Genomic DNA, 24,191 nt, shown 5'->3' with positions numbered 1-24,191 from the left:
CATTCGAATGATAGGCTGCCCGTTCCATCTGCCTGTGCGCATATGCATATCTGCAGATTTGCCCATAATCTACATACACCAGATAAGGGGAAAATTGAGATATTTCGCCATCTTTCTTCTGAATATACTTTTTTAATATGTTCTTTTATGATAAAATAAGAAATAACATTTTTGTTAAAATTTTACAATTAAGCATTCTATATACAAGGCAGGTAAAAGTCATGAAAAGAAATAAAATACTAATAGTTGATGATATGGAAATAAACCGCGCCATTTTGTGTGAGCTCTTCCACAAAGATTATGACGTAATGGAGGCAGAAAACGGACTGACTGCGCTGAATCTGCTCCATCAGCATCAGGACAGTATTGCTATCATTCTGCTTGACATCATCATGCCTGTCATGGATGGATTTCAGGTAATGGAACATCTGCAGTCTGAAGGAATTATGAAGAAAATCCCGGTTATCCTGATCACTGCTGATACTTACCAGGAAAATGAAATAAAGGCACTGGACCTTGGTGCTTCTGATATAATATTAAAACCGTTTAATGCACATATTGTTAAAAAGCGCGTTGAAAACAGTATTGAACTATACCGGCACAAAAATCATCTGGAAGATCTTGTGGAGCATCAAACAAAAAAACTAACGGAAACCAATGATTTTATAATCGATGCCCTGAGTACTGTAATCGAATACCGCAGCATGGAATCCGGCCATCATATCCGGCGTATCCGGGTGTTAACCAAAACTCTGGCTGCCTGTGTACAGCGTATGTTCCCGGAATATATGCTGACTCCCAGGCTGATTGATACCATAGCCAGCGCTTCCGCCATGCATGACATCGGTAAAATTGCTATTCCTGATTCTATTCTTTTAAAGCCGGGCAGGCTGACTCCGGAAGAATTTGAAATCATGAAAACCCACACTACGAAAGGCTGTGAAATTCTTCAGACCTTTCAGCGAATGGATGATAAAGTTTATTTGCATTACTGCTATGATATCTGCCGCTACCACCATGAACGCTGGGACGGAAAAGGCTACCCCGATGGACTCAAAGGTGATGAAATCCCAGTCTGCGCCCAGATTGTATCCATAGCAGATGTATACGATGCACTGACTAGTGACCGCGTATACAAGCCTGCTTTTTCCCATGAGGAGGCTGTTCAAATGATATTACACGGTGAATGCGGCATCTTTTCCGCTCAGCTGATTAATTGTTTTGAACAGGTATCCGTCATTTTCAAAGAAATTAGCACCACTTACAAGGACGGCACCATACAGGATAATATTTCGGTATCTTTTCTTCCTGACATGGCTGACCTTCCCGGTACCGATATAAAAGATCCTACTATGATTGCCAAAGAATTACAGGAAGCTTCTACTGCATTGCAAAAAGAAACCCTGGAACGGGACGCCTTAATTAATGCTATCCCCGGAGGTGTGGCGAAAGTCGCTGTAGATGATGATTTTCGCATTCTGCTTGCTTCCGAAGGATTTTATAAGTTGACCGGTTATACCAGAAACGAATACCACTCTGCACCGATTGAAGGAAAAGGAATCCGCCTGATTCTGGAGGAAGATATCCCGGATCTTACATTCTCCATTAAACAGCAAATGAATGAGGGCTCCCCCATTTCTGTTCAATACCGGATTCGAAAAAAAGATGGAGGCATTGCCTGGATTGATGTCCATGGCTCTGCAGTTGAAATAGAAGACGGTTATGCTATCGTGCAGGCTGTTTTTATAGATCAGACTCTTTCGAAAAAAACGGAAAATATGCTTTTAATGAACGAAGAGCGATATCGTATCATCGTAGAACAGGCACAGGATATTATTTTTGAATGGGATATGGTGAACAGTTCCATGTATCACTCACCGGCATTTGAGAAAAAATTCAAATACGACCTTCCAATCCACAATTTCTGGAATACCATATGTACAACGGATATTGTATATGAAGACGATAAAAAACCATTTCAGGATTTTAGAGAAATACTGGCAAGCGGACAGGCTCATGCTGAACTGGAAATCCGGATAAAGATAAATTCAGGTGAATATATCTGGTGCAGGATCAAAGCTAACGTTATTTACGACCAGAACCACCATCCCATTCGAACCATTGCAACCATATCTGACGTAGATGATTATAAAAAGGAAAATGCACTATTGGAAAATATGGCGCAAAAAGATTTGCTGACGGGCATCTACAATAAACTTACCACAGAAAAATTAATACAGGATTATCTGGCCTCAGACGGAAAGGGTTCATATCATGCTTTGTTTATTATAGATATCGACAATTTTAAAACTGTCAATGATACTTTCGGACATACCGTGGGAGATACTGTTCTTCAAATGATCAGTTCATGCCTCAGAACAAATTTCCGGACGGAAGATATTATAGGACGTGCAGGCGGCGATGAGTTTGTAGTATTCTTAAAAAATGTGCATTCTGCCTCCTTAATCTATGAAAAGGCGGAATTGCTTCAAAATGCCCTGCAGAATTTTTCCTTTTCCGCTAAAAACACCTTTCCAATTTCTATCAGCATTGGAATATCACTTTATCCACAAGACGGGTGCAAATATTCAGAGTTATTCACAACGGCGGATAAAGCACTGTATCGTTCCAAACGAAATGGAAAGAATTGTTATACTTTTTATAATGAAACATAAATATTTCCATAAGCTCAGACCTGTTATGGGATTAACTAAAAAGAGGCTGTCGGTTAATAATCTATTTAACCGGCAGTCCCTTCTCTCTTCTGAAGAACATTCTATATATCCCCGTTTTTATAAACAATCTTTCCATCAATAATCGTGTACAGCGTCTGCGTAAATATTTCCAGCGGATTCCCCGAAAAAATAACAATATCTGCATCCTTCCCCGGCTTCAGACTGCCTACCCGGTCTCCTGCTCCACAGATTCTTGCCGGATTAATCGTAATCGCCTTTAGTCCTTCTTCCATCGGCAGTCCCTGCTTGACCGAAAGCCCTGCACATAAGGGGAGGTAACGGATCATAGAAACCGGATGATCTGTTGTAATTGCAATCTGAACGCCTCTCTCCTGCAGGATTTTATCTGTTTTAAAGCTTAAATTTTCTATTTCTATTTTTGATTTGGACGTCAGATCGGGACCTACGATACAGGGATATCCGGATTCAACTATTTTTTCAGTTATCAGATGTCCTTCTGTACAATGATCCAGGGTTAAATCCAATTCATATTCTTTTGCAATACGAATTGCCGTCAGGATATCATCCGCCCTGTGCACATGTGCTTTTAACGGAATTTCTTTTCGAAAAACAGGCACCCAGGCTTCCATTTGGAAATCTTCCTCCTCTAATTCTCCTGACTCTTTTTTCAGAAAATACTGCCTTGCCTTAAATAGAGTTTCTCTCAAAAGAGAAGCAATCCCCATCCTGGTAGCAGGACATACATCCTTGTCCCCATAGTTTGTCTTGGGATTCTCACCAAACGCAATCTTCATTGCCGCTGGTTCCCGGATTATCATATCATCGATACAACGCCCATGTGTCTTGATAAATGCAAACTGACCACCTACTACATTGGAGCTGCCCGGTCCTGCCATAACAGACGTAATTCCTGCCATAATTGCCTCATGAAATGCCGGATCTAATGGATCAATTGCATCAATCGCACGAAGAGTAGGGGTGATGGGGTCCGTCATCTCGTTGCTGTCATCTCCAATCATCCCATGCTTTTCTTCCGTTATTCCAATATGACAATGCGATTCAATAATGCCGGGCAGTACCCAGCCGCCGCCTGCATCTATAATCTCATCCTCTCCGCAGAATGGAAATAAATCCTCCATACTTCCAACTTCCGCAATTTTACTGTCCTTTGTACGGACGTAACCATTTTCATATGTCTGCCCATCCATCGTATGGACTTTTCCTTTTATGATTAACAAATAATATCCCTCTTTCTAGTACCAATGCTTTTATGAAATAATGTACGTAATATATATTCTTTTGCTATTATTTGTCGTTATTCAAAAATTATCCATTTTTTTAGCAGGGTGCTGATTTGCACCCTGCTAAACGTTAATGTGATATAATACGATATTCACTTTTTATTTCATAGAAATCACTTAAGTATACACTCATTCCCAGCATCATCATGTGATAGCTGCTTTTTAAGTCCTTAAAAACGCATTATCCGCAGAAGACATAGCTTTTTTACCATTGTATTGGAGCTGGTATTTACCCAGAATGTGGGGAACTGGCATGGGCTCCGTCCCCTTCTCTTTCCGTACACTACCTGCATCTACAAAGCGTCATTACTCAGCAAAACCTCAATTTAAGAAACTGTTCGCTGTACTACTATTACTCCAAATGATAAACTTCTTCCATTCCCGACCAGAATTCCTCTTCTTTCCTATCCTCAAGAGGCTGCATCAACGGCTTCACCAGATCCCACCACTTTTGCGTTGCCGGATCGGCTGCAACTTTTTCCATATCAGCATCAAAGTTTTCTCCCACATATTCATAATATGCAAACATGTAGTCCCCTCTTTGATAAATAGAATAGTTCTGAATGTTGCATGCCTTCAAAATTTCATTTACTCCCGGAAGCGGATTTGCATGATATGCTTTGTATTGTTCCAGACCCTCCGGTTTTATTTTTATCATTTCACCAATTCTTTTCATATTTGCTGTCCCTTTCCATAACGGTTAAACAAGATTACACTTTACCCGTATATTTTCTGTGCTTCATCAAACAAAGCTTTTATGTTTGCCGGAGGCACATCAGGCATGATTGCTTCGTGGCTGGGGGAAATAATCAAACCCGTTGGAAAGATGGTCCGTAATTCTTTCACTTTACTGCGTACTTCTTCCGGTGTTCCGTTTACCAACAGATCCTGAGTATCTACACCACCGCAGAAAGAGACTTTTCCGTCAAATTTTTCTTTCAGGTTTTCCGGCTGCATTCCGGCTGCAAGTGCCTGAATGGGATGTACAATATCTACACCTGCTTCAATTAAATCAGGAATTACATCAGCGATAGAACCGCAGGAATGGTAAATGACTTTTAATCCATAGCTATGTGCCTGCTCTACCAGTTTTTTACATCCGGGTATGATAAATTCTTTGACCATTGCCGGTGAAAGCATCAGTCCGCGCTGGCTTCCCATATCATTTCCGATCAGTACTGCATTTAGTTTTCCCTTTGTCGCTTCATAGAAAATTTCATTTGCTTTCAGGTAAAAATCCACGATCTTATCATTTACCGCTTCGTAAACTTCCGGATTGGCAATCATATTCATAAGTGCTGTTTCCATTCCAAAGGACGCACATGCATCCTGAAAATGAGCTGACCACATCATGCCCAGTACTACTTTTCCCTCCGGTGCAAGTTCTACTCTGCGTCTGCACTCTTCCACATCAATATATTTTGCCGGATCCGGCCACTCAAAGAAATCCAGGTCTTCCAGGTCTTCTGCATCTTTAAAACATCCGTCTGCTGTTAAGGTACGGTCTTCGGAATCTACATTTCCATCCATATACCAGTCAAACGCTGCGTAGATTGCACTTGCCGTAGGGGATTGATAAGGAACCTCCACTGCATAGAAGTCATCTCCCACCGCCAGTTTTAATTCATGCATATCTTTTACACCATAATATTCGAATAATGCCGGCTGTGCAAAAATATCCGGCATTCCAAGCCATGCCGCCGGTCTGTCTACCGGCTTTCTGTCTACCGTTGCATAAAAACGTTCTAAACTGTTCATCCTTCATTCCTCCTGAATTATACTCTCTGCGTCATAAATCGTAATTCTGCTTTAGAGCGTGTTTGATTGCTTTCTGACAGCCCTTATTATGCCTGGCTTCTTTTCTGGATGCTGTTGATAATAACTGCACCAAAGATTACAAGCCCTTTAATAACACTCTGCATATATGCATTTACACCTAATAATACCATACCATTGCTTAAGATACCAACAAATAGCAAACCTATAATGGTTCCTCCAAGCTTTCCTTCGCCGCCCATCATATTTGTTCCGCCAATGATCGCTCCTGCGATGGTATCCATTTCCCAACCGTTTGCACAAGTCGGATCTCCGGAACGGACTTTCGATGTTAACAGCACGCCTGCAACACCGCAAAGCATGGATGAAATAACGAAAACCATTGTTTTTACTTTTTCAACGTTAATACCGGAAAGTCTTGCTGACTCCTGGTTTCCGCCAATGGCATAAATAGATCTTCCAAATGCAGTATATTTCATAATGTATATAAACACTGCATAAAAGATAATCATGTAAATAACCAGATAAGGAACCGGACCAATGGAACCGGATGCAATTTTTCCAAAGGAATCCGGAAGTCCGGCTACCGGATAGCCTCCGGTAATAGTTTGTGCAAGACCTCTGAATGCCTGCATCAGTGCCAGTGTTACCAGGAATGAATGCAGTTTTAGCTTTGCGGTCACCCCACCGGAAATAAATCCTAATACCCCTGCCACCAAAACGGTAAGAATAATCGCAATGGGAATAGGTAATCCGGCATTCATCATCATTGCTGCACATACGGAAGCAAATGCTACGATGGAGCCAACACTTAAATCTATATTACCGGTTATAATAATCATGGTCATACCGATTGCTACTATAGACTGTATGGATATCTGTTTTACTATTGTCATTAAATTTGCCGTGGTTAAAAACTTGTCGCTGGCAACCGCCATAATAATACACATCAATATCAAAACAAAATACATAATATATTTCATTAAAAATGCTTTTATATCAAAACTTTTTGCTTTCGCATTCATCTTCCTATCCTCCTGAATTCTCCGTTAGACTGCTTTCTGGCTGGTGGCATAATCAAGCAGAACCTCTTGTGTCAAATCTTTATTTACTAACTCTCCTGTAACTTTCCCAGCCGCTAGTACCATAATGCGATTGGATACCTGCAGTACCTCCGGGAGATCAGAGGAAATCATGATGATTCCGATTCCCTGTTCCGCCAGTTCATTGATCAGCGCATAAATCTGGTTTTTGCTGCCAATGTCTATTCCTCGTGTGGGTTCGTCCATAATCAGAATCTTAGGCTCGGTAGCCAGCCATTTTGCAATAACAACCTTCTGCTGGTTTCCACCGCTCAAATCCATGGCTCTTTGATTTCCGTCACGGCACTTGATACTCAGGGATTTGATATATCCATTCATCAAGTCTACCTCTTTGTGTAAATCCAGCCCAATTCTCTTTTTTAATTTATCCAGTATGGTCATACCTACATTGGTATGCAGATCCATGTTCAGAATCAGTCCTTCTTCTTTTCTGTCTTCTGTAACAAATCCAATACCGGCTTTTTTAGCGTCTCCTGGAGATTTAATATGTATTTCTTTACCTTCCATGAAAATTTCACCGGAATCATTGGGCTCTGCACCGAATAATGCTCTGACAAACTCTGTTCTCCCCGCCCCTGCAAGTCCGGCAATGCCCAGAATCTCCCCTCTGTGAAGTTTCATGTTTACATTGCTGAATTTCTTTCCGGAAGAAAAATTCCTGACTTCCAGCAAGACTTCTTTGGTTGCACAATTAGCCTGTTCCGTAACAGTCATGTTCTTGCCAACCATGTTTTCAATAATCACATTTTTCGGAGCATCCTCTATATCTAAAGTTTTAATATATTTTCCATCCCTGTATACCGATATCCTGTCACAGATAACCGGCAGTTCTTCCAGTCTGTGGGAGACGTAGATAATACTGATGCCTTTTTCCCGCAGCCCTTTTACAACCTTAAACATATTTTCAATATCATTATCCGACAAGGAGGCTGTGGGTTCATCCATAATCAGCACCTTTATCTCGTTGGAGAGTGCCTTCGCAATCTCAACCATCTGCTTTTGTGCCACACTCAATGTCCCTACTACAGCATCCGGCTTGATATTACACTCTAATAAATCTAAAATTTTCTGAGCCTCATCATTTATTTTTTTCCAATCAATTTGATTCACAGGACCGATTTTCTTTTTTATTAATTTACCCATGTAAATATTTTCCGCCACGGATACGGTATTTATCAAGCTAAATTCCTGATAAACAGCACTGATGCCTAATGCACGCGCTTCAAATGTGGATTTTACATTGATTTCACTGCCATCCAGATAAATTTTCCCTTCATCCTTTGAATAAGCGCCTGTAATAATTTTAATCAATGTGCTTTTCCCTGCCCCGTTTGCACCTACCAGAGCATGCACCTCTCCCTTTCTGAGTTCCAGACCGGCATTCTCTAAAGCGGTGATTCCGCCGAACTTTTTCGTAACGCCTTCTGCCTTTAATATAATGTCAGACACTTCCTTCACCTTCGCCTTCTTTTATTCTGCTTGTTAACCTGCTCCTCATGTTATCTCTGAAGCGAGTTTGAAAATTGCTTTCATCAAGGTGTGATTCCTCTTTGCGATACATCCATTCCACAAAGCCAGGCATTGCTGATTGATGAAATTAATTTTCAAACAGGCTCATGACAGTCTATTCTTATTTTACTAAATCCTTATGTTCATCAATATACGTCTGGATTTCATCTGCATTGTCTTTGGTATACGTTTTCAAAGGCACCAGTGTCTCTTTGTCTATAGTCTCACCCTTTGCCGCTTTTACTGCATTTTCAACCGCTTTATATCCAATATCGTAAGGCATCTGTGTTGTGACTGCCTGTAATTTCACAGCTTCACTTTGCATATCTTTTGCAAGATCAACACTCATGTCTGTTCCCATTACAACTACTTCTGCATTTCCTGCGTTCTGGAGCGCTGCCACACATCCCAGGAGTGAAGTCTGGTTCCATGCCCAGATTAACTGCACATCCGGATTTGCGGTTAAGATCTGTTCTGTAATATCAAGACCTTCTTCCTGAAGTTCTGCATCCTGTTCTGCAACTACCTCCAGGCCTGCTGCATCTTTGATAGCATCCTTGAAACCTTTACATCGCTCAACACCAACTTCATAACTGCTGTTTCCGATGATTGCCATCTTACATCCATCCGGGAAATTTTTCTCTACATATTCCTTTACATACTCTCCTGTTTTTCCGCCCAGATCATAATTGGAAACCCCTACAAACCCTTCCGTATCTGTATTTACCGTAGTGTTCCAGTTTACTATCGGAATGGAAGCATCCTTAGCACTTTCAACCGCTGCAACTGATGCATCTACGGAAAGCGGTGAGATCACCAGTGCATCTACCTGCTGTGCCACATAAGTTGCCACATTATCGGATTCTTTGGAAACTTCATTGTCGGAACTTACGATACTGAATTTAACGCCAAGATCTTCTGCTGCTGCTTCCTGACCTGCGATAACTTCCGCAAACCATTCACCAGATGTATTCATAATAACAGAACCAATGGTCAGATCACCGTTTGCAGCTGTTTCTCCTCCGGCTTCGCCTGCACCTTCTGTGCCAGCTGCAGTATCTCCTGCCGCTTCTGTGGATGCTGCCTGACTTGAACCGGTAGCTGCTGCCTCTGTTGTACTCTTTTCGGATGCTCCACATCCTGCCAGCATTCCTGCGACCATTGCTGCACAAATTAATCCGCTTAAAAATTTCTTCTTCATTTGATATCCTCCAATTTGTTGTTTTGCTGTTTGCTACACTCATAATATAAAACAATCCCACGAAAAAATTAATTCAATTTTTTCATGGGATTGGTCGAAATTTTCACATATGGTTTATTTTTTTATTTCTAATTGGATGATTCCAGGTCTTCTCCATCCATAGGATCCTGATAACTTCCGATATTTTCTTTTGTGATTGTCTGGATCGGATCTTTATACCACGGCCTTAATTCTTCTCCATTTGCTATATCAATGGCACAGTAAATACTATATGCGCCTTCATATACCGGAGGCTGTGTTATTAGACCATAGATTTTTCCATCTTTCACCGCCTGCAGATATTCCTGGTCTTCCCCTACTCCAATCAGGACGACATCAGTTTTATCAATGGATTCAAGCGCCGCCCGGGCTCCTAATGCCATATTGCTGTCGTGGCAGAAGATTCCTTTTATATCAGGATTTTTTCGCATTAAATCAATAGTTACCAGCATTGCTTTCTCCCGGTTCCAGCTGCCGTTTCCAATGCCGATGATTTCAAACTGGGGGTGGGAATTCATCTGCTCCACAAATGTCTGGGTTCTGTATACCTGGGGATCGCTTCCCGGTGCTCCTTCAATAATTGCTATTTTTCCGCCATCTTCAAGAGCGGTAACCATCAGGTCTGCTGCCAGGGCTGCTTCTTCCGAGCTGCTGGCTCCAATGTAAGTACTGATATATTCCGAGGACATTGCATCCACTTTCATATTCAGATTAATTACGGGTATTTCCTCAGCTTTAGCCTTTTTGAGTGAAGTAAGCATTGATTTTGCATTTACGGGACAAAGTATAATTACGTCTACCTTCTGGTGGATAAACTCATCCATTTGTTCCGTCTGTATTTGTTCATTCCACTTTGCATACCGGATATCCAGCGAGGCACCTTTTTGATCTGCAACACGGATCATAGCCTTGCTGACTGTCTTTAAATAGGCAGAATCTTCTGATGCAAGAGTGGCTCCTATCACTATTTTTGACTTCTCAGATAACTGTTTCTCTGTATCAGGATCAATATCCGTACCGGTACCTGCCCCCTCTGTTATGCCAAGCTTTCGTGTTTCGCTTTCCATTTGGGAGGAACTGCTTTCAATCTCCGCATTCTGATTAAAACTGCTGCATCCGGTAATTAAGAATAACAGGCAGATTACAAGGGATATGATAAGTTTTTTCATTTTCTCTGCCTCCTTTTAGCCAATGGTTTCTTCTATAACAGGCAATACCAGTTCCGCAGTTGTTCCTTCTCCAAGGACGCTGGTATAGCGCAGCCCATACTCTTTCCCAAAATAGAGCTGTATACGCTCATTTACGTTTTTTACTCCTATACCGGATCCGCTGCTGTTTTCAAATTTGGAATCTTTCGTCAGTATGGCCCGGCAGGTTTCTTCGTTCATCCCATTTCCATCGTCCTGTATGCGGATACAGAGCTTTTCTTTCTCCCGATAAGCCAGAATATCAATCCTGCCTTTTCCTCTTTTTTTCTTAATTCCATGATATATACTGTTCTCTACAATAGGCTGCACAATTAACTTAATGGTTTTGCAATACCTGACCTCATCTTTTATTTCTATATGATAGGTAAATTTATCCGTATACCGCATACTCTGGATAACCAGATAATTGCGCACATGTTCCATTTCATCTTCTATCCGGATGAATTCATTTCCTTTATTTAATGAGATGCGGAATAACTTCGCCAGCGCTTCCGTCATAGGAACTACATCCGAATTCTTTGCCTCTGCCATCCATATAATGGAATCCAGTGTATTGTAAAGAAAATGAGGATTGATCTGCGCCTGTAATGCCTGGAGTTCGTATTTGCGCTTCTCCTCCTGTTCATTTACAACCTCACCCATGAGATTTTCAATACGGTCAAGCATCTTGTTAAAGCTTTTGGATAATGCACCTGTTTCGTTGTGATTCAGAACCTCAGCCCGCTCACTTAAATGCCCTTCATCCGCCAGATCAATATGCCCTTTTAATCGAAGAATTGGATTTACTACTCCTTTAAGAATTCTGCTGAGTGCAACGCCCAGAATCACCATAACCAGCACAATTGCGGCAATAACGATTCCAAGGGTATCGTACATGGACTCTTTCAGCTTTCCGGTTGACGTAATGGAAAGCACTTTCCAGTCCGCCTTCTCAAAAGTGGCTGCAACCACCTGATATTCTTCCTGATCAATACGGGCAATAAAGTTGTCCTTTGCCGAGCTGTTCAGCTTTTCAAGCAGCTGGGGTGTAACCTTGTCATAATTCATAGGATATACAATCTGTCCCTGATCATTTAAAATACACAGCGCTCCTTCACCATTTGCATAGAAGGATTCAAATATTTCGGCGATTTTATTCAGATTTAAATCGATCAGAATCACTCCTAAAAAACTGCCGTCTTCGTAACTGCTGATTCTCCTGCTCAAAGAAATCGTCTGTTCCGTATTGTCTTTCAGAAATTCATGCCGCATAGGCCCAGTAATTACAGAAGTATTAGGTGTCTCTATTGCTTTCTGGTACCAGGGATAAGAATCATATTCCTGTACCACAGACCAAAATTCATAAATGCTCTTATGTAACAGGAGACTCTTTTTTCCAAAAATCATAAGAGACGTCACATCGGTTCGGCTGTTCAGGGAAGAGTTAAATACCTTGGAACTCATTTCGTAATCCTGCATACTCTTGGCATTGGTCAGATTGCTGTACCCCTCGGCATTGTCTTTTTCTGCAATCAGATAATTCTGAAGATAATAGTTATAGTTAGCCTCATTTGCTATGGATGCTATTTCATCAAAATAATTTTCCAGACGTTTGTTGGCATTTTGAAGCAGCTGCCTGGAATAAGTCACATTATCCGACTCAATTTTCTTTGTAAATATAAACAAAAACATCCCTATGAAAATCAGCATAAAGAAGATCACGACTACAAAAACCTGCAGTAATGTTTTATTCTTTATCCCCATGTAATCATAGCGATGTTTTATTTTCTTAATCATTGTTGTTTTCTCCTGCAAGACACATGCCTCCTGGAATATTTGCAATTCATCTGTTAGAATTATCAGATTTTACCTGTGTTTACTCCGAAAATCAGAGGGCGACATACCGCAATACTTTTTAAAAGATACACTAAAATAATGTGGATTGGAAAATCCGGTCTCATAAGCAATCTCATACGTCTTTTTATCGGTATTGCGAATCAGTTCCATTGCTTTTTCCATGCGGATATTGGTAAGGTACTCCACAAAATTTATCTTTGCTTCTTTTTTGAACAGCCCGCTTAGATATCCGGTACTGACAGATACGTGTTCCGCAACAGTGCTGAGGGATAATTCCTCTTCCCCATAATGGCTGCCAATATAATCTTTGGCATTTTGGATAATCATCTGACCACTGTTGGACTGGAGCTGCTGCAGTTCCCGGGATACTTTAATGGAAAAAGACAGCAGTTTTTTTAGAATCTCTTCGGAAGATGACATATCCTCGAGCCCATTGTAAAGAGCAAAGCCTTCTCCCCACACATCCTTGGAGACCTGCCGTACACCGGACAATTCTTTTAAAAGGGATGTTATCATCTCTATAAATACCATTTTTATATTGGAACTGGAGAGATTTTTTGAACAAAGCAGGTCATCATAAATTCCCGCCATAGATTTCTCTATATCTTCCTTTTGTAAAAATTTAATGCTGTAGATCAAATCCTTAATTCCCTCAAAAGGATAAAAAAAAGCCTTCTCGATGTAATCAAGATCGCTGATATCATACACCTTGTTGGCGCCCAGTGAATATTTACAATCCAGTGCCGTACTGGCTTCGTGGTAAGAGTGGTACAGATCTTTTAGTTTCCTTACCTCTGACCCCAGCGCACAAGTGGTATTCACCTTCAGAACAGCAGTTACAGCCTTTTGAATAACCTGAAGCGTACTGTATGCAATAAAATGTCCGTCATCTCCAAAAGAATCCAGGTTAAATACAATGATAACCTTATTGTTATTATCATCAAAAATACAATGCTGACTGCCGATACAGTCCTGGGTAATATTCTTTTCTGTAAATACGAATAACTCAATATCGGAATTCTCTGCTTTTGTCAGATCTGCCTCAACAATTCCTACCATATATTGCTGGGAATCAAGCGGAATCTCAAGAGATCTGATACGGTCTTCTAAATGATCCGACTGTCCATATTGGGTACAGACCATGGTATACAAAAATTTTTCCTGAAGAGCAGGCATACTTTGATGAATCTGTAATTTCATTTTTGCTATATACTGCTTTTGGGATGCCTCAATGTTCAGCTTTTTACAGATTTCTTTCATTTTTGAATAAAGCGTGGATGCCCCAACCGGCTTTAATATATAATTTTTCACTCCCAGATCTACCGATTGTTTGGCATATTCAAAATCTTCATGCCCGGTCAATACTACTACGTGTATATCGGGAAATTCTTCACTTAATGCCTTCGACAATTCCAATCCGTCCATAAAAGGCATGACAATATCCGTAAGCACCAGATGTATCTGATGCTTACGGCATATTTCAAGGGCTTCCAGGCCATCCTCCGCCTGGTAAATAGTTGTAAATCCAATAGAATCCCAGTCTATAATCGTACTTATTGCATTTCTCACCAGCGGTTCATCATCTACGATTAATAATGTATACATGCTATACGCCTCAAATTCTGTTTATTTCTGCACCAAATCCTCTGCTGCCACGTCTTCTATCTGTCCGTCCGGGTCTTCCACTGCTTCCGGCGCTTCTTCCGACGATCCGTCCTGGTCTTCCATTGCTTCCGGTGTTTCTTCCGTCGATCCGTCTGGGTCTTCCATTGCTTCCGGCACTTCTTCCGTCTGTTCACTCAGGTCTTCTATCTCCCCTGGGGTTTCGGGTGCCTCTGTATTTTCCTGGGCTTCCACTTCATTCTGAAGATTTACACCGGTAAATTCATCACGGAATTTCTTCTTCAAACTGATACTCAGAACATAAATTACTGCCCCAACCAGTCCCACGCTGCCGGCATTGCCAATATTAAAAATAAAAAAAGCGATACCTGCATATCCTACAAGATCCGTTCCTGCATATTTATAATATGCTCTCTTCCGGTCTTCCGAAATCCCATCCAGCTCATGTAACAGCCTTGGCTCTACCACATCCAGCAGAACCCAGTAAATAACCAGAAAAATAGCAATTGCTCCATAAAATACGATCTGGGATACTTGCTTGCTAAATCCTACGTAGAGTAAAAATGCTACCATCGCAAGCAGCAGGACGATAGAAGCGATCGTAATTTTCTTCCTTATTTTTCTTCTTTCTTCTTTTTGCATGATTCTTCTCCTTTTTATAACATATAGAGAATATTATACATGATGTAGGAAGAAAAATATAGGACTTTTACAAAAAAGTCTGAGAAACAAAAAACATATATAAATCAAAAAGAAATCCGTCAGGAAGAAACGGATTTCTTTTTGATAACTTTTTAAGCAAACTGATTCAAGTCGGCATCGTAATAGTAATCGATGTTTTCTAATTTTTTGATCAGTTCTTCTTCTTTTAAGCTCAGGCTCTTACACATTTCTTTCAGAGACGGATAAAAGTCTCTTAGTTGTGTATTCACGTAGCTTAATAGTATAAATGGGTCATTTGGAATCATTTCGTACCTCTACTTGATTACTTCACCGGTCACTTTTACATGTGCAGCCAGCTGGTCATTTTCAACATCCAGCACGATAGTGTCTTCTGCGCCTACGCTGCCGGAGAGAATTAACTTCGCCGCCAGTGTCTCTACGTTCTTCTGTAAGAATCGTTTTAATGGCCTTGCCCCGTAGATTGGGTCATAACCGCCTTCTATAATATATTCTTTCGCATCATCTGTCAACTCCAGGCGGATTTCCTGGTCTGCCAGACGTTTGTTCAGATCCGCCATCATAAGGGTTACAATGCTTCCAATATCAGCTTTTGTCAGGGGCTTAAACATAATGATCTCATCCAGCCGGTTTAAGAATTCCGGACGGAAGTGATTGCGCAGGTCATTCATTACCATCTCTTCGCTTTGCTCATTAACTTCGCCCTGTTCATTAATCCCTTCCAGAAGATAAGCCGAACCAATATTTGATGTCATTATTAATATGGTATTTTTGAAATCAACTGTTCTTCCCTGGGAATCGGTAATACGTCCATCATCCAGTACCTGGAGTAATACGTTGAACACATCTGGATGTGCCTTTTCAATTTCATCAAACAAGACTACCGAGTACGGTTTCCTGCGCACTGCTTCTGTCAGCTGCCCGCCCTCTTCGTATCCTACATATCCCGGAGGCGCTCCGATTAATCTGGAAACGGAGTATTTCTCCATATATTCACTCATATCGATTCGCACCATATTCTGCTCATCGTCAAACAGGCTTGCCGCAAGGGCTTTTGCAAGTTCTGTCTTACCTACACCGGTAGGTCCCAGGAATAAAAAGGAACCAATCGGTTTTGTGGGATCCTTAATTCCTGCTTTTGAACGGATAATGGCATCGGTTACTTTGTTTACTCCGTCATCCTGTCCGATCACTCTGTGATGCAGTTCTTCATCCAGATTCAGGATCTTGCTTCGCTCACCTTCTGTCAGCTTAGCTACCGGGATTCCGGTCCATCTGGATATAATTCTGGCGATCTCCTCATCCGTAACGCTTTCACGAACCAATGCAAGCTCCTGGCTCTTTACCCGTTCTTCCTCAATACTTAACTGTTCCTGCAATTTTGGCAGTTCCCCATACTGCAGTTCAGCCGCACGATTCAGGTTATAATCCCGTTTCGCCATTTCAATTTCTTTGTTCAGATTTTCAATCTGCTCACGCAGTCCAGATAAATTTTCCACCGAATGCTTTTCATTATCCCACTGGGCTTTTTTGCTGCTGAAATTATCCCGCAGTTCCGCCAGTTCTTTTTGCAGGTTCTCTAAACGGTCCTGACTTAATTTATCTGTCTCCTTTTTCAATGCAGCTTCTTCAATTTCCATCTGCATAATTTTTCTTTGAAGCTCATCCAGCTCTGCAGGCATGGAATCCAGTTCCGTCTTAATCAAAGCACAGGCTTCATCTACCAGGTCAATGGCTTTATCCGGTAAAAAACGGTCAGATATATACCGGTGGGACAATGTTGCTGCAGCGACTAAAGAACTGTCTGTAATTTTTACTCCGTGGAAAACCTCGTAGCGCTCTTTTAATCCCCTTAAAATTGAAATGGTATCTTCTACTGTTGGCTCATCTACCATTACCGGCTGGAAACGGCGTTCCAGTGCCGCATCCTTTTCAATATACTTGCGGTATTCATCCAAAGTGGTCGCACCGATACAGTGCAGTTCTCCTCTTGCCAGCATTGGTTTTAACATGTTTCCGGCATCCATTGCGCCATCAGTCTTACCGGCACCCACAATCAGATGAAGTTCATCGATAAACAGGATGATCTGTCCTTCACTTTTCTTCACTTCCTCCAGTACGGCTTTTAAACGCTCTTCAAACTCCCCGCGGTACTTGGCACCTGCAACAAGAGCTCCCATATCCAGAGAGAAGATCTTCTTATCCTTTAATCCTTCCGGAACATCCCCCCGGACGATACGCTGTGCCAGTCCTTCCACAACTGCAGTTTTACCAACACCAGGTTCTCCGATCAGCACCGGATTGTTTTTTGTCTTACGGGACAGGATACGGACTACATTCCGGATCTCACTGTCACGCCCGATTACCGGGTCCAGCTTCTGGTCTCTGGCTTTCTCTACCAGATCCTGACCGTATTTATTCAAGGTATCATAAGTTGCTTCCGGGTTATCACTGACAACTCTCTGGTTACCCCTTACCGTTGACAACGCCTGAAGGAAACGGTCTCTTGTAATCCCGTATTCCTTAAACAGCGCCTTCACGCTATCATTGGGATGTTTCAGCAATGCAAGGAACAAATGCTCCACGGATACATACTCGTCTCCCATGGCTTTTGCTTCATCTTCCGCACTAATCAGGACCTTATTCAATTTCTGTCCGATAAAAAGCTGCCCGCCGGAAACTTTTGGACGCTTATTCAAAGCATTTTCCAGATTTCCAGCAAAATGTTCCTTGTTAATTTCCATCTTCTCAATTAATTTGAGAATCAGACTGTCTTCCTGATTTAATAAACTATATAGTAAGTGTTCCTGCTCTATTTCCTGATTTCCATATTCATAAGCCACTTTTTCCAGGTCATTAACTGCCTGTAAAGATTTCTGCGTAAATTTATTAATGTTCATAATCAAACCTCCTCATCACATTCATTTGCAGACAGCTGGATTTCTTTGTTTCTGTCTGTTCTATAACTACTATAACATACATTTTCAAAATTGCAAGTACTTTTTTAAATATTTATGAAGTATTTTTTGAAAAACGGTAAATGCTAAAAAGAGAAATTGAAGACTACGAATATGGGAGGTTTTAAAATGTATCCTGATAAAATCTATTATGAATCGGATGTACTGAATTATCCTCTGGGTCAGGAGTTAAAAGACAAATATGCTGCTGTACCCTGGATCGAAATAGAAAGCCACAATAAAATTGACGAACTGCGCAGTAATGAAAATTCACAGTTCGCCAATATGAAACGCCATTTAATTATCGGAACCAGAAAAACCCATAAATATGTACCGAACCAAAAAGTCTCAGATTACCTGGTCCCCTATACTTCGTCCGGCTGCAGTGCCATGTGTCTGTACTGTTATCTGGTCTGTAATTATAATAAATGCTCGTATCTGAGACTTTTTGTAAACCGGGAAAAAATGATGGAACGACTGATAAAATCCGCTTCTTCCTCTGAACAGGAATTAACCTTTGAGATTGGAAGCAACAGCGATCTTGTCCTTGAAAATACCATAACCAATAACCTGAAGTGGACCATACCCGCATTTACCGCTCAGCCAAGAGGGTATCTGACCTTTCCAACAAAGTTTGATATGGTGGATCCTCTTCTTGACCTGCCCCATAAAGGCAGGGTAATCTTCCGTATGAGCCTGAACCCCCAGGAGATTATCAGTAAAATTGAGATTGGTACTTCTTCATTAAAGCGCCGGGTCCAGGCACTAAATAAAATGTGTGATGCCGGTTATAAAGTAGGAATATTGTTTGCTCCTATTATACTCGTTGACGACTGGAAAAAAATATACACAGAGTTTTTTACACAGCTTGCCGATACGCTTTCGGATAAAGTGAAAAAAGAAGCTTTTATCGAAATTATTTTTATGACTTACAGTTTTGTTCACCGTGCAATCAATGCCGAAGCATTTCCAAGCTCACCTGATTTGTACAGTAAAGAAAACATGACCGGCAGAGGCAGAGGAAAGTACTGTTATCAGACATCTCTTCGAACGGAAGGTGAAAGTTTCCTAAGGGAACAGATCGCAGATACGTTGGGAGATATGCCGATTTTGTATGTGGTTTAGATCCAGATAGCCCTCTGCAATAATATCTTTATATATTGAAAACTCAAATCCTAAAATCCAAAAAGCTTATGCTGCATTGCACAGCATAAGCTTTTCTTTACTTCTCCAGATAATCTCTAATCAATATCATAAATACACTTGCCGTCCACGTAAATCCGGAATCCCTTAGTCCATGCCCGTCAATGGCGCTGTAATTTTCAAAAAATCCTTCAGATGCACACATATCGCAAAACCGCCGTGCGTTTAATACTGCCTCTTCTTTTCGCCCGTTTGCCATTAATGCTTCGGTCATGATATAGGCAGTTGGCGGCCATATTGCCCCCCTCCAGTATCCGTCTTCTACAAAGTAAGGACTGTCAACAGGCTCCGACGCTATGCCGTAGTCCGTTATAAAGTTCTTTTCTTTCAGAAGTTCTTCCAGCATTCTTTCCCGTATCTCAGCGGGGAGTTTTTCTCCCAGAATAAGGGGAACATACAGAAGAAGGGAATCACATTCCACTGTTTTATTATCCGGTACTTTAATTGCCTTCATGTGATTATTTTCTACAAAAAGCGCTAACATTTTTTGCAGCAGTTCCTCACTTTTTTTCTTCCAGACGTCTGCTTCCTCAATGAGTCCCAGCTCTAGTGCAGTATCTGCAAGAAAATCCAGTTGGATTATCAGCCATGCCGATAGGTCTGGTGCTTTTACAGGTACTCCCAGGCGAAAAGCTGTGCTGTTGTCCCACCCGGAATCATTTCCATGATGATAGACAGGAATACCGTCTATATTCCCTCTGTAATCAAACCACCACTTCGTAAAACGGACAACCGAATCATATATTTTCCTAAGAATATCCATACCGGGTCTTTGGATTTTGAACATTCTTTTTAAGATAAATCCCTGTACCGGAGGCTTTACAAAGGTACATACATATGCTCTTGCATGAAACGCGTCGGGGTAGGAACCGTCCTTTTCCTGCATTTCAGCAATCGCCAGAAATTGGTCATACGCAAGGACCGGATCTTTGTCCATCATGGCAAGGGCATTAAATGTATAATCCCAGCTCCAAACCATATTCATTTTATTTTTCGTCATTAACATAACCGGATATTTTACATATCCTTCCGGCCTCACTACACTGTGCCAGCTAATGTAGGCAGCCAACTCCATGGAATCTTTGTATTTTTCAATGCCGGTGTTAAAATGTTTTTTAAAATCTTCGAATGCAGTTTCTACATTCAGCAGATTTTGTTCATAAGTAAGATTCTGTGGTTTGCGGTAACTTAACCCCGCCAGTGTCAATTTCATTTCGAATTCACCCGTTTTATCGGGATGAATGAGTACTTTTATATTTTCACATCTTGTTCCCTCTTCGGACCACACGGAATCATCACTGATACTTCCCCTGATCATTTCTATGATAACAGATGCATCATTTCCCGCTATTTCCCAGCTTCCTGTTTCATGGTGCATCACACGGTCACACATCAAACCGAACATTTTCGTTTTTGTGATCATAATATCCGTGCTGCCCTTTAAATGTACCGTATCTTCATTTTGAAAACAAATTTGATAGCCCTGTCCACCGGCGCTTACCTTTAACTGGACAGGTGTAGCTTCTATGTCTCCGGCAACCGGCACTCCCTCCTGATTCAGCATCACAATAGGGTATGTCTCCTGTTCATTAAACATGCCATAGAGAATGCGCAGAGCCAGATGATCCTGATAAACACCTTCCCCATCTCTTGGATAAGAAAATGCAAGGTAAGATCCATAGCAGCTGAATGGTACTGTATTGATATCGAAATTCATAAGTTGTCTCTCCTGATTTGTATTATTTTTCGTGTTCTTGCCCATGGTGTGATCATCCCTTTACACCGGATGCCGCTATACTTTCCTGCACCTGTTCCTGCGCAAATGCATAGAGTATAATTCCCGGAAGCACAACTACCGTGAGTGCAGCAAAGAGCTTGGTGTAATCATAGGAAAATGCTTCATTGAAAAACTGCAGTGCCAGGGGTAATGTCCTGTTTAAATCCGAAGAAGTAAGCAATGAGGCATAAAAATACTCATTCCAATTATTTAAAAACATCAATATTCCTGCTGTAGCCAGTCCACTTTTAGCCAGCGGCAGATTAATTTTCCAGAATATTCTAAAGAATCCGGCTCCCTCAATTGCCGCTGCTTCATCCAGGGACTTGGGTATTGACATGAATGTAGATTTTAAAATAAACATGGACATAGCAAGTCCTGCCGATAGGTACACCAGGGCTACTCCCCATATGTTGTCGTATAGGTTTAAGTTCATGATCAAGGAAAAGATTGGCTGTGCCTTCGACTGCGCCGGTACCAATAAGGTGATGGTAAACAATGCAAATATAAAATTTCTCCCGGGGAATTTATATTTCGCGATTACATATCCTCCCATGGCAAAAATAATAAGTGATAATCCGGTGGAGGTAATGCAGATCAACAGTGAATTCAGGGCATACCTTAAAAAATTATATTTTTCAAATAAATAGGCAAATGCATCAAAGCTGATACTGGTGGGTAGTGAAAAGGGACTCCCCAGGATCTGTGCATTTGTTTTAAATGCAGACATGATAACCCATATAATCGGAAACACAGAAACGATAATTGTAAAAATCAATATTCCATATTCAAATATCTTAACGAGAACTTTTTTTACCTGTTTCATGATGACCCTCCTTAATATGCGCTTTCGTTCATGCGAAATGCCTTGTTTACCAGCGCCAGAATTAAAAGTCCCAATATGAACATGACTACACCGTTGGCATTGGCATATCCATATTTCATATCACTGATGGATTTTACTAATATTATAGGAAGATTCATTGTATCATCCCCCGGACCTCCCGCTGTTGTCAGGGCGATCTGTTCATACATCGCAATTCGCGATGTGATGGAACAGATGATTCCTGTGCCTATGGCATTGCGGCAAAGCGGCAGGTGGATTCTTGTAATGATCTGCCATTTCGCAGCACCGTCTACTCGTGCGGCCTCATTCAATTCCTCCGGAATCGCCATAAGGTCATTTAATACAACCAGGGTTACGATTACCGCATAAAACAGCCAGGTTAATGTAACTGCCCAAAATGCATATGGTGACTGATAAAACCACTGAATCCCAAATTCAGGATCAAATTTACGAATGATATTATTTAATATACCCATATCGTTATTAAAGATAAACTTATAGATCAATGCCCATGCTGCTGCCGATATTACATTTGGAATCATAAACACCGTTCTTGTTACCTTCCACCCAAAAGGTTTCTGGAAAAGAATAAATGCTACCAGAACACCAAATCCCACGTGCAGTGTTCCTGCTATAATTGACCAGAACAACAGGTTTTTTAGTGCAATTTGAAACGTATCACTGCCGATCATCTGCTTGTAATTATCCAGTCCTGCAAATACAGGGCTATTAAAACCATCCCACTTCGTAAAGGAAGTTACAAACACCGTTACTATGGGAGAAAGATAAAAAAATAAAAATATAAGAATTGAAGGTAATAAAAATAAATAAATCCATTTATAATTTCTTTTTTCCAATTTACTGACCTGTGCTTTTTTCATTGGACGCTTCTCCTTCTTCCCTGGTTTCACAATGCAGCCTACTTCGCTTCTTCTGCCTTTTTCGTTAATTCCTGACAAAACTGTTCCGGTGTTAAGGAATTATCCGCTAATTTAGGCAGTAGTTTTCCAAATTCAATATCTGCAACAGAGGATGGCATAACATCATAGAGGGATACTGCATACTTTGTATTGTCGGTAATACTTGCAGAAAGCTGGGATAAGATCGGCGTTTCTTCCTGTTTTTTCTGGAAATCCTCTGAATATGTAATGGAAGGTGCCACTCCTCCTTCTGCCAGCATTAATGCTTCAATCTCTTCCTGGGAATCCCGGAATTCCAAAAATGCACATGCCAGTTCTTTTTCTTCCTCTGATGCTGTATTTGCTACCCAGAATTCTCCATAGATCCTTGGATTTACCAGCCCAACATCACCCGGATAAATAGTTGCCTTCACATTTTTACCGTCAAACCCGTTACTCCACTTGTCTTTGGATGCTTCCTCAAATTCGGAGGACATCCAGGAACCATTACAGATTATAGAAGCATTGTTACTCATAAATGCATTTGCCGCATCAGCATACGCAGCGCCAATAGAATTCGAAGCCGCATTGGTCTGGAACAGTTTCTGCAATTCTGTTACTGAATTTACAATAGCCGGATCTGTATAATCATACAGTTTATCATCTGCATACTTCTGGATTAATTCTATGCCGCCTTCCTGGCTGGCTACCAGGGCAGAAAGCAGCAGTCCTGTTGTCCATCCATTATCTGCAGTCTGGAACGCGAATTTATGATCTCCCAGTGATGCCAGAAATTCTTCCATAGACATATCCTTTATATCTTTCTCTCCCTGGTATAAGCTGCTGTTATAAAATAATCCTACCGGCTTCAGAACTGCGATAGGCATGCAGACTACTTTCCCATCCACAGTACAATATTCAATGGACTCCGGTACCAGATTCTTTTTAGTATCCGGATGACTGTTCAAAAATTCACTTAAATCATAGGCCATGTCGTTGGCAACCGCTACATCTTTGAACCACTGCACATCAATTCCGCCAGATCCCGCTGAATGTACCAGCGCCGGAAGTTTCTTTTGCTGTGCCAGCTGTTTGATCTTCTCTGCATAAGATGCCTGCGGCACTTCTTCTATGTTAATCTTATATTTGCCTTCATATTTTTTATTAAACCGTTCCACTTCCGGCAGAAAAAACTTAGCACCTACATTTTCACCTGCCAGATAGGTTGGAATGGTGACTTCCACCACATCATCCGAAGAAGTTTTACTTTCCTGTAAATCCCCTGAATCGCCCGATGTACCTGTACTTCCACCACATCCGGACATTCCTAAAACCAGAACTGCTGCAGTCATTACCGAGATTACTTTTTTGAATTTCATACCTTTTCCTCCTTATTGATTCTTTCATGCAATTACTTTACAGTTACATTTTTACAAAAACGTTTTTGTTAATATTTATTTAAAAAGCAGGTCTTTAACCTACTTTAAAAATCTACCATCAATCATTTGCATACACACCGACAGCATAGTAATCCT

At 41.1% G+C, this 24,191-nt stretch carries 18 protein-coding genes and 1 pseudogene; 3 read left to right on the top strand and 16 right to left on the bottom strand.

Going from position 1 to position 24,191, the window contains the following annotated elements; genetic code table 11:
* Positions 1-221 precede the first annotated feature (221 nt).
* Positions 222-1,280 (top strand): annotated as a pseudogene (locus QR40_RS33940) (HD-GYP domain-containing protein); the annotation flags it as partial.
* Positions 1,281-1,313: 33 nt separating this feature from the next.
* Positions 1,314-2,675 carry a sensor domain-containing diguanylate cyclase gene (locus tag QR40_RS33935; RefSeq protein ID WP_465231360.1) on the top strand — a complete coding sequence of 454 codons (1,362 nt, stop codon included), beginning with the start codon at positions 1,314-1,316 and terminating at the stop codon, positions 2,673-2,675.
* 101 nt (positions 2,676-2,776) lie between these two features.
* On the opposite strand, the gene QR40_RS04725 is transcribed toward QR40_RS33935, so the two are convergent.
* The 12 genes from QR40_RS04725 to clpB form a co-directional block, all read right to left on the bottom strand.
* On the bottom strand, positions 2,777-3,934 hold the full coding sequence (locus QR40_RS04725; RefSeq protein ID WP_081998797.1) for an amidohydrolase: 1,158 nt from the start codon (positions 3,932-3,934) through the stop codon (positions 2,777-2,779).
* 415 nt (positions 3,935-4,349) lie between these two features.
* Positions 4,350-4,673, bottom strand: a complete 324-nt coding sequence (locus tag QR40_RS04720) for an L-rhamnose mutarotase (RefSeq protein ID WP_027295973.1) — start codon at positions 4,671-4,673, stop codon at positions 4,350-4,352.
* Between the two features lie 41 nt (positions 4,674-4,714).
* A complete protein-coding gene (locus QR40_RS04715; RefSeq protein WP_044293701.1) occupies positions 4,715-5,755 on the bottom strand; it encodes a uroporphyrinogen decarboxylase family protein in 1,041 nt (346 codons plus the stop codon).
* Between the two features lie 86 nt (positions 5,756-5,841).
* A complete protein-coding gene (locus QR40_RS04710) occupies positions 5,842-6,798 on the bottom strand; it encodes an ABC transporter permease (RefSeq protein ID WP_052430703.1) in 957 nt (318 codons plus the stop codon).
* Positions 6,799-6,822: 24 nt separating this feature from the next.
* Positions 6,823-8,334: a sugar ABC transporter ATP-binding protein gene (locus tag QR40_RS04705; RefSeq protein ID WP_052430702.1), complete on the bottom strand. Its 1,512-nt coding sequence runs from the start codon at positions 8,332-8,334 to the stop codon at positions 6,823-6,825.
* 172 nt (positions 8,335-8,506) lie between these two features.
* The gene (locus tag QR40_RS04700; RefSeq protein ID WP_044293699.1) at positions 8,507-9,586 is read right to left on the bottom strand and encodes a substrate-binding domain-containing protein; all 1,080 of its coding nucleotides are present in this window, start codon (positions 9,584-9,586) and stop codon (positions 8,507-8,509) included.
* Between the two features lie 128 nt (positions 9,587-9,714).
* The gene (locus QR40_RS04695) at positions 9,715-10,794 is read right to left on the bottom strand and encodes a sugar ABC transporter substrate-binding protein (RefSeq protein ID WP_044293698.1); all 1,080 of its coding nucleotides are present in this window, start codon (positions 10,792-10,794) and stop codon (positions 9,715-9,717) included.
* 15 nt (positions 10,795-10,809) lie between these two features.
* Positions 10,810-12,609, bottom strand: a complete 1,800-nt coding sequence (locus QR40_RS04690) for a sensor histidine kinase (RefSeq protein WP_152614167.1) — start codon at positions 12,607-12,609, stop codon at positions 10,810-10,812.
* 69 nt (positions 12,610-12,678) lie between these two features.
* Positions 12,679-14,274 carry a response regulator gene (locus tag QR40_RS04685; protein ID WP_044293696.1) on the bottom strand — a complete coding sequence of 532 codons (1,596 nt, stop codon included), beginning with the start codon at positions 14,272-14,274 and terminating at the stop codon, positions 12,679-12,681.
* 21 nt (positions 14,275-14,295) lie between these two features.
* A complete protein-coding gene (locus QR40_RS04680) occupies positions 14,296-14,934 on the bottom strand; it encodes a hypothetical protein (protein WP_044293695.1) in 639 nt (212 codons plus the stop codon).
* 152 nt (positions 14,935-15,086) lie between these two features.
* Positions 15,087-15,260, bottom strand: a complete 174-nt coding sequence (locus tag QR40_RS04675) for a DUF4250 domain-containing protein (protein WP_044293694.1) — start codon at positions 15,258-15,260, stop codon at positions 15,087-15,089.
* Between the two features lie 9 nt (positions 15,261-15,269).
* Entirely contained in the window at positions 15,270-17,873 is a 2,604-nt protein-coding gene (clpB, locus tag QR40_RS04670; RefSeq protein WP_044293693.1) for an ATP-dependent chaperone ClpB, read from the bottom strand.
* A gap of 186 nt (positions 17,874-18,059) precedes the next feature.
* Here clpB and QR40_RS04665 point away from each other — a divergent pair, with 186 nt between their 5' ends.
* Positions 18,060-19,055, top strand: coding sequence for an SPL family radical SAM protein (locus QR40_RS04665; protein ID WP_044293692.1), 996 nt, complete (start codon positions 18,060-18,062; stop codon positions 19,053-19,055).
* 97 nt (positions 19,056-19,152) lie between these two features.
* On the opposite strand, the gene QR40_RS04660 is transcribed toward QR40_RS04665, so the two are convergent.
* From QR40_RS04660 to QR40_RS04645, 4 genes are read right to left on the bottom strand one after another with little or no spacing between them, the layout of a single operon-like run.
* Entirely contained in the window at positions 19,153-20,850 is a 1,698-nt protein-coding gene (locus QR40_RS04660; RefSeq protein WP_044293691.1) for an amylo-alpha-1,6-glucosidase, read from the bottom strand.
* 52 nt (positions 20,851-20,902) lie between these two features.
* Positions 20,903-21,736 carry a carbohydrate ABC transporter permease gene (locus QR40_RS04655; RefSeq protein ID WP_027295960.1) on the bottom strand — a complete coding sequence of 278 codons (834 nt, stop codon included), beginning with the start codon at positions 21,734-21,736 and terminating at the stop codon, positions 20,903-20,905.
* An 11-nt stretch (positions 21,737-21,747) separates the two neighbouring features.
* Entirely contained in the window at positions 21,748-22,638 is an 891-nt protein-coding gene (locus QR40_RS04650; RefSeq protein WP_044293690.1) for a carbohydrate ABC transporter permease, read from the bottom strand.
* Between the two features lie 38 nt (positions 22,639-22,676).
* Positions 22,677-24,035 (bottom strand): ABC transporter substrate-binding protein, encoded by a 1,359-nt coding sequence (locus tag QR40_RS04645; RefSeq protein WP_044293689.1) that lies wholly within the window; start codon positions 24,033-24,035, stop codon positions 22,677-22,679.
* Between the last annotated feature and the right edge of the window lie 156 nt (positions 24,036-24,191).

The sequence above is a fragment of the Robinsoniella peoriensis genome, from assembly GCF_000797495.1.
GTDB classification, from domain to species: Bacteria; Bacillota; Clostridia; order Lachnospirales; family Lachnospiraceae; genus Robinsoniella; species Robinsoniella peoriensis.
This window is presented reverse-complemented; position numbering and strand designations above follow the sequence as displayed.

What these genes read in the sequence shown, in the direction of transcription:
- QR40_RS04695 (WP_044293698.1), bottom strand. Translation starts at nt 10,794, where the DNA reads ATGAAAAAACTTATCATATCCCTTGTAATCTGCCTGTTATTCTTAATT.
- QR40_RS04710 (WP_052430703.1), bottom strand. Translation starts at nt 6,798, where the DNA reads ATGAATGCGAAAGCAAAAAGTTTTGATATAAAAGCATTTTTAATGAAA.
- QR40_RS04715 (WP_044293701.1), bottom strand. Translation starts at nt 5,755, where the DNA reads ATGAACAGTTTAGAACGTTTTTATGCAACGGTAGACAGAAAGCCGGTA.
- QR40_RS04650 (WP_044293690.1), bottom strand. Translation starts at nt 22,638, where the DNA reads ATGAAAAAAGCACAGGTCAGTAAATTGGAAAAAAGAAATTATAAATGG.
- QR40_RS04665 (WP_044293692.1), top strand. Translation starts at nt 18,060, where the DNA reads ATGTATCCTGATAAAATCTATTATGAATCGGATGTACTGAATTATCCT.
- QR40_RS04680 (WP_044293695.1), bottom strand. Translation starts at nt 14,934, where the DNA reads ATGCAAAAAGAAGAAAGAAGAAAAATAAGGAAGAAAATTACGATCGCT.
- QR40_RS04690 (WP_152614167.1), bottom strand. Translation starts at nt 12,609, where the DNA reads ATGATTAAGAAAATAAAACATCGCTATGATTACATGGGGATAAAGAAT.
- QR40_RS04685 (WP_044293696.1), bottom strand. Translation starts at nt 14,274, where the DNA reads ATGTATACATTATTAATCGTAGATGATGAACCGCTGGTGAGAAATGCA.
- QR40_RS04645 (WP_044293689.1), bottom strand. Translation starts at nt 24,035, where the DNA reads ATGAAATTCAAAAAAGTAATCTCGGTAATGACTGCAGCAGTTCTGGTT.
- QR40_RS04655 (WP_027295960.1), bottom strand. Translation starts at nt 21,736, where the DNA reads ATGAAACAGGTAAAAAAAGTTCTCGTTAAGATATTTGAATATGGAATA.
- QR40_RS04700 (WP_044293699.1), bottom strand. Translation starts at nt 9,586, where the DNA reads ATGAAGAAGAAATTTTTAAGCGGATTAATTTGTGCAGCAATGGTCGCA.
- QR40_RS33935 (WP_465231360.1), top strand. Translation starts at nt 1,314, where the DNA reads ATGGCTGACCTTCCCGGTACCGATATAAAAGATCCTACTATGATTGCC.
- clpB (WP_044293693.1), bottom strand. Translation starts at nt 17,873, where the DNA reads ATGAACATTAATAAATTTACGCAGAAATCTTTACAGGCAGTTAATGAC.
- QR40_RS04675 (WP_044293694.1), bottom strand. Translation starts at nt 15,260, where the DNA reads ATGATTCCAAATGACCCATTTATACTATTAAGCTACGTGAATACACAA.
- QR40_RS04720 (WP_027295973.1), bottom strand. Translation starts at nt 4,673, where the DNA reads ATGAAAAGAATTGGTGAAATGATAAAAATAAAACCGGAGGGTCTGGAA.
- QR40_RS04660 (WP_044293691.1), bottom strand. Translation starts at nt 20,850, where the DNA reads ATGAATTTCGATATCAATACAGTACCATTCAGCTGCTATGGATCTTAC.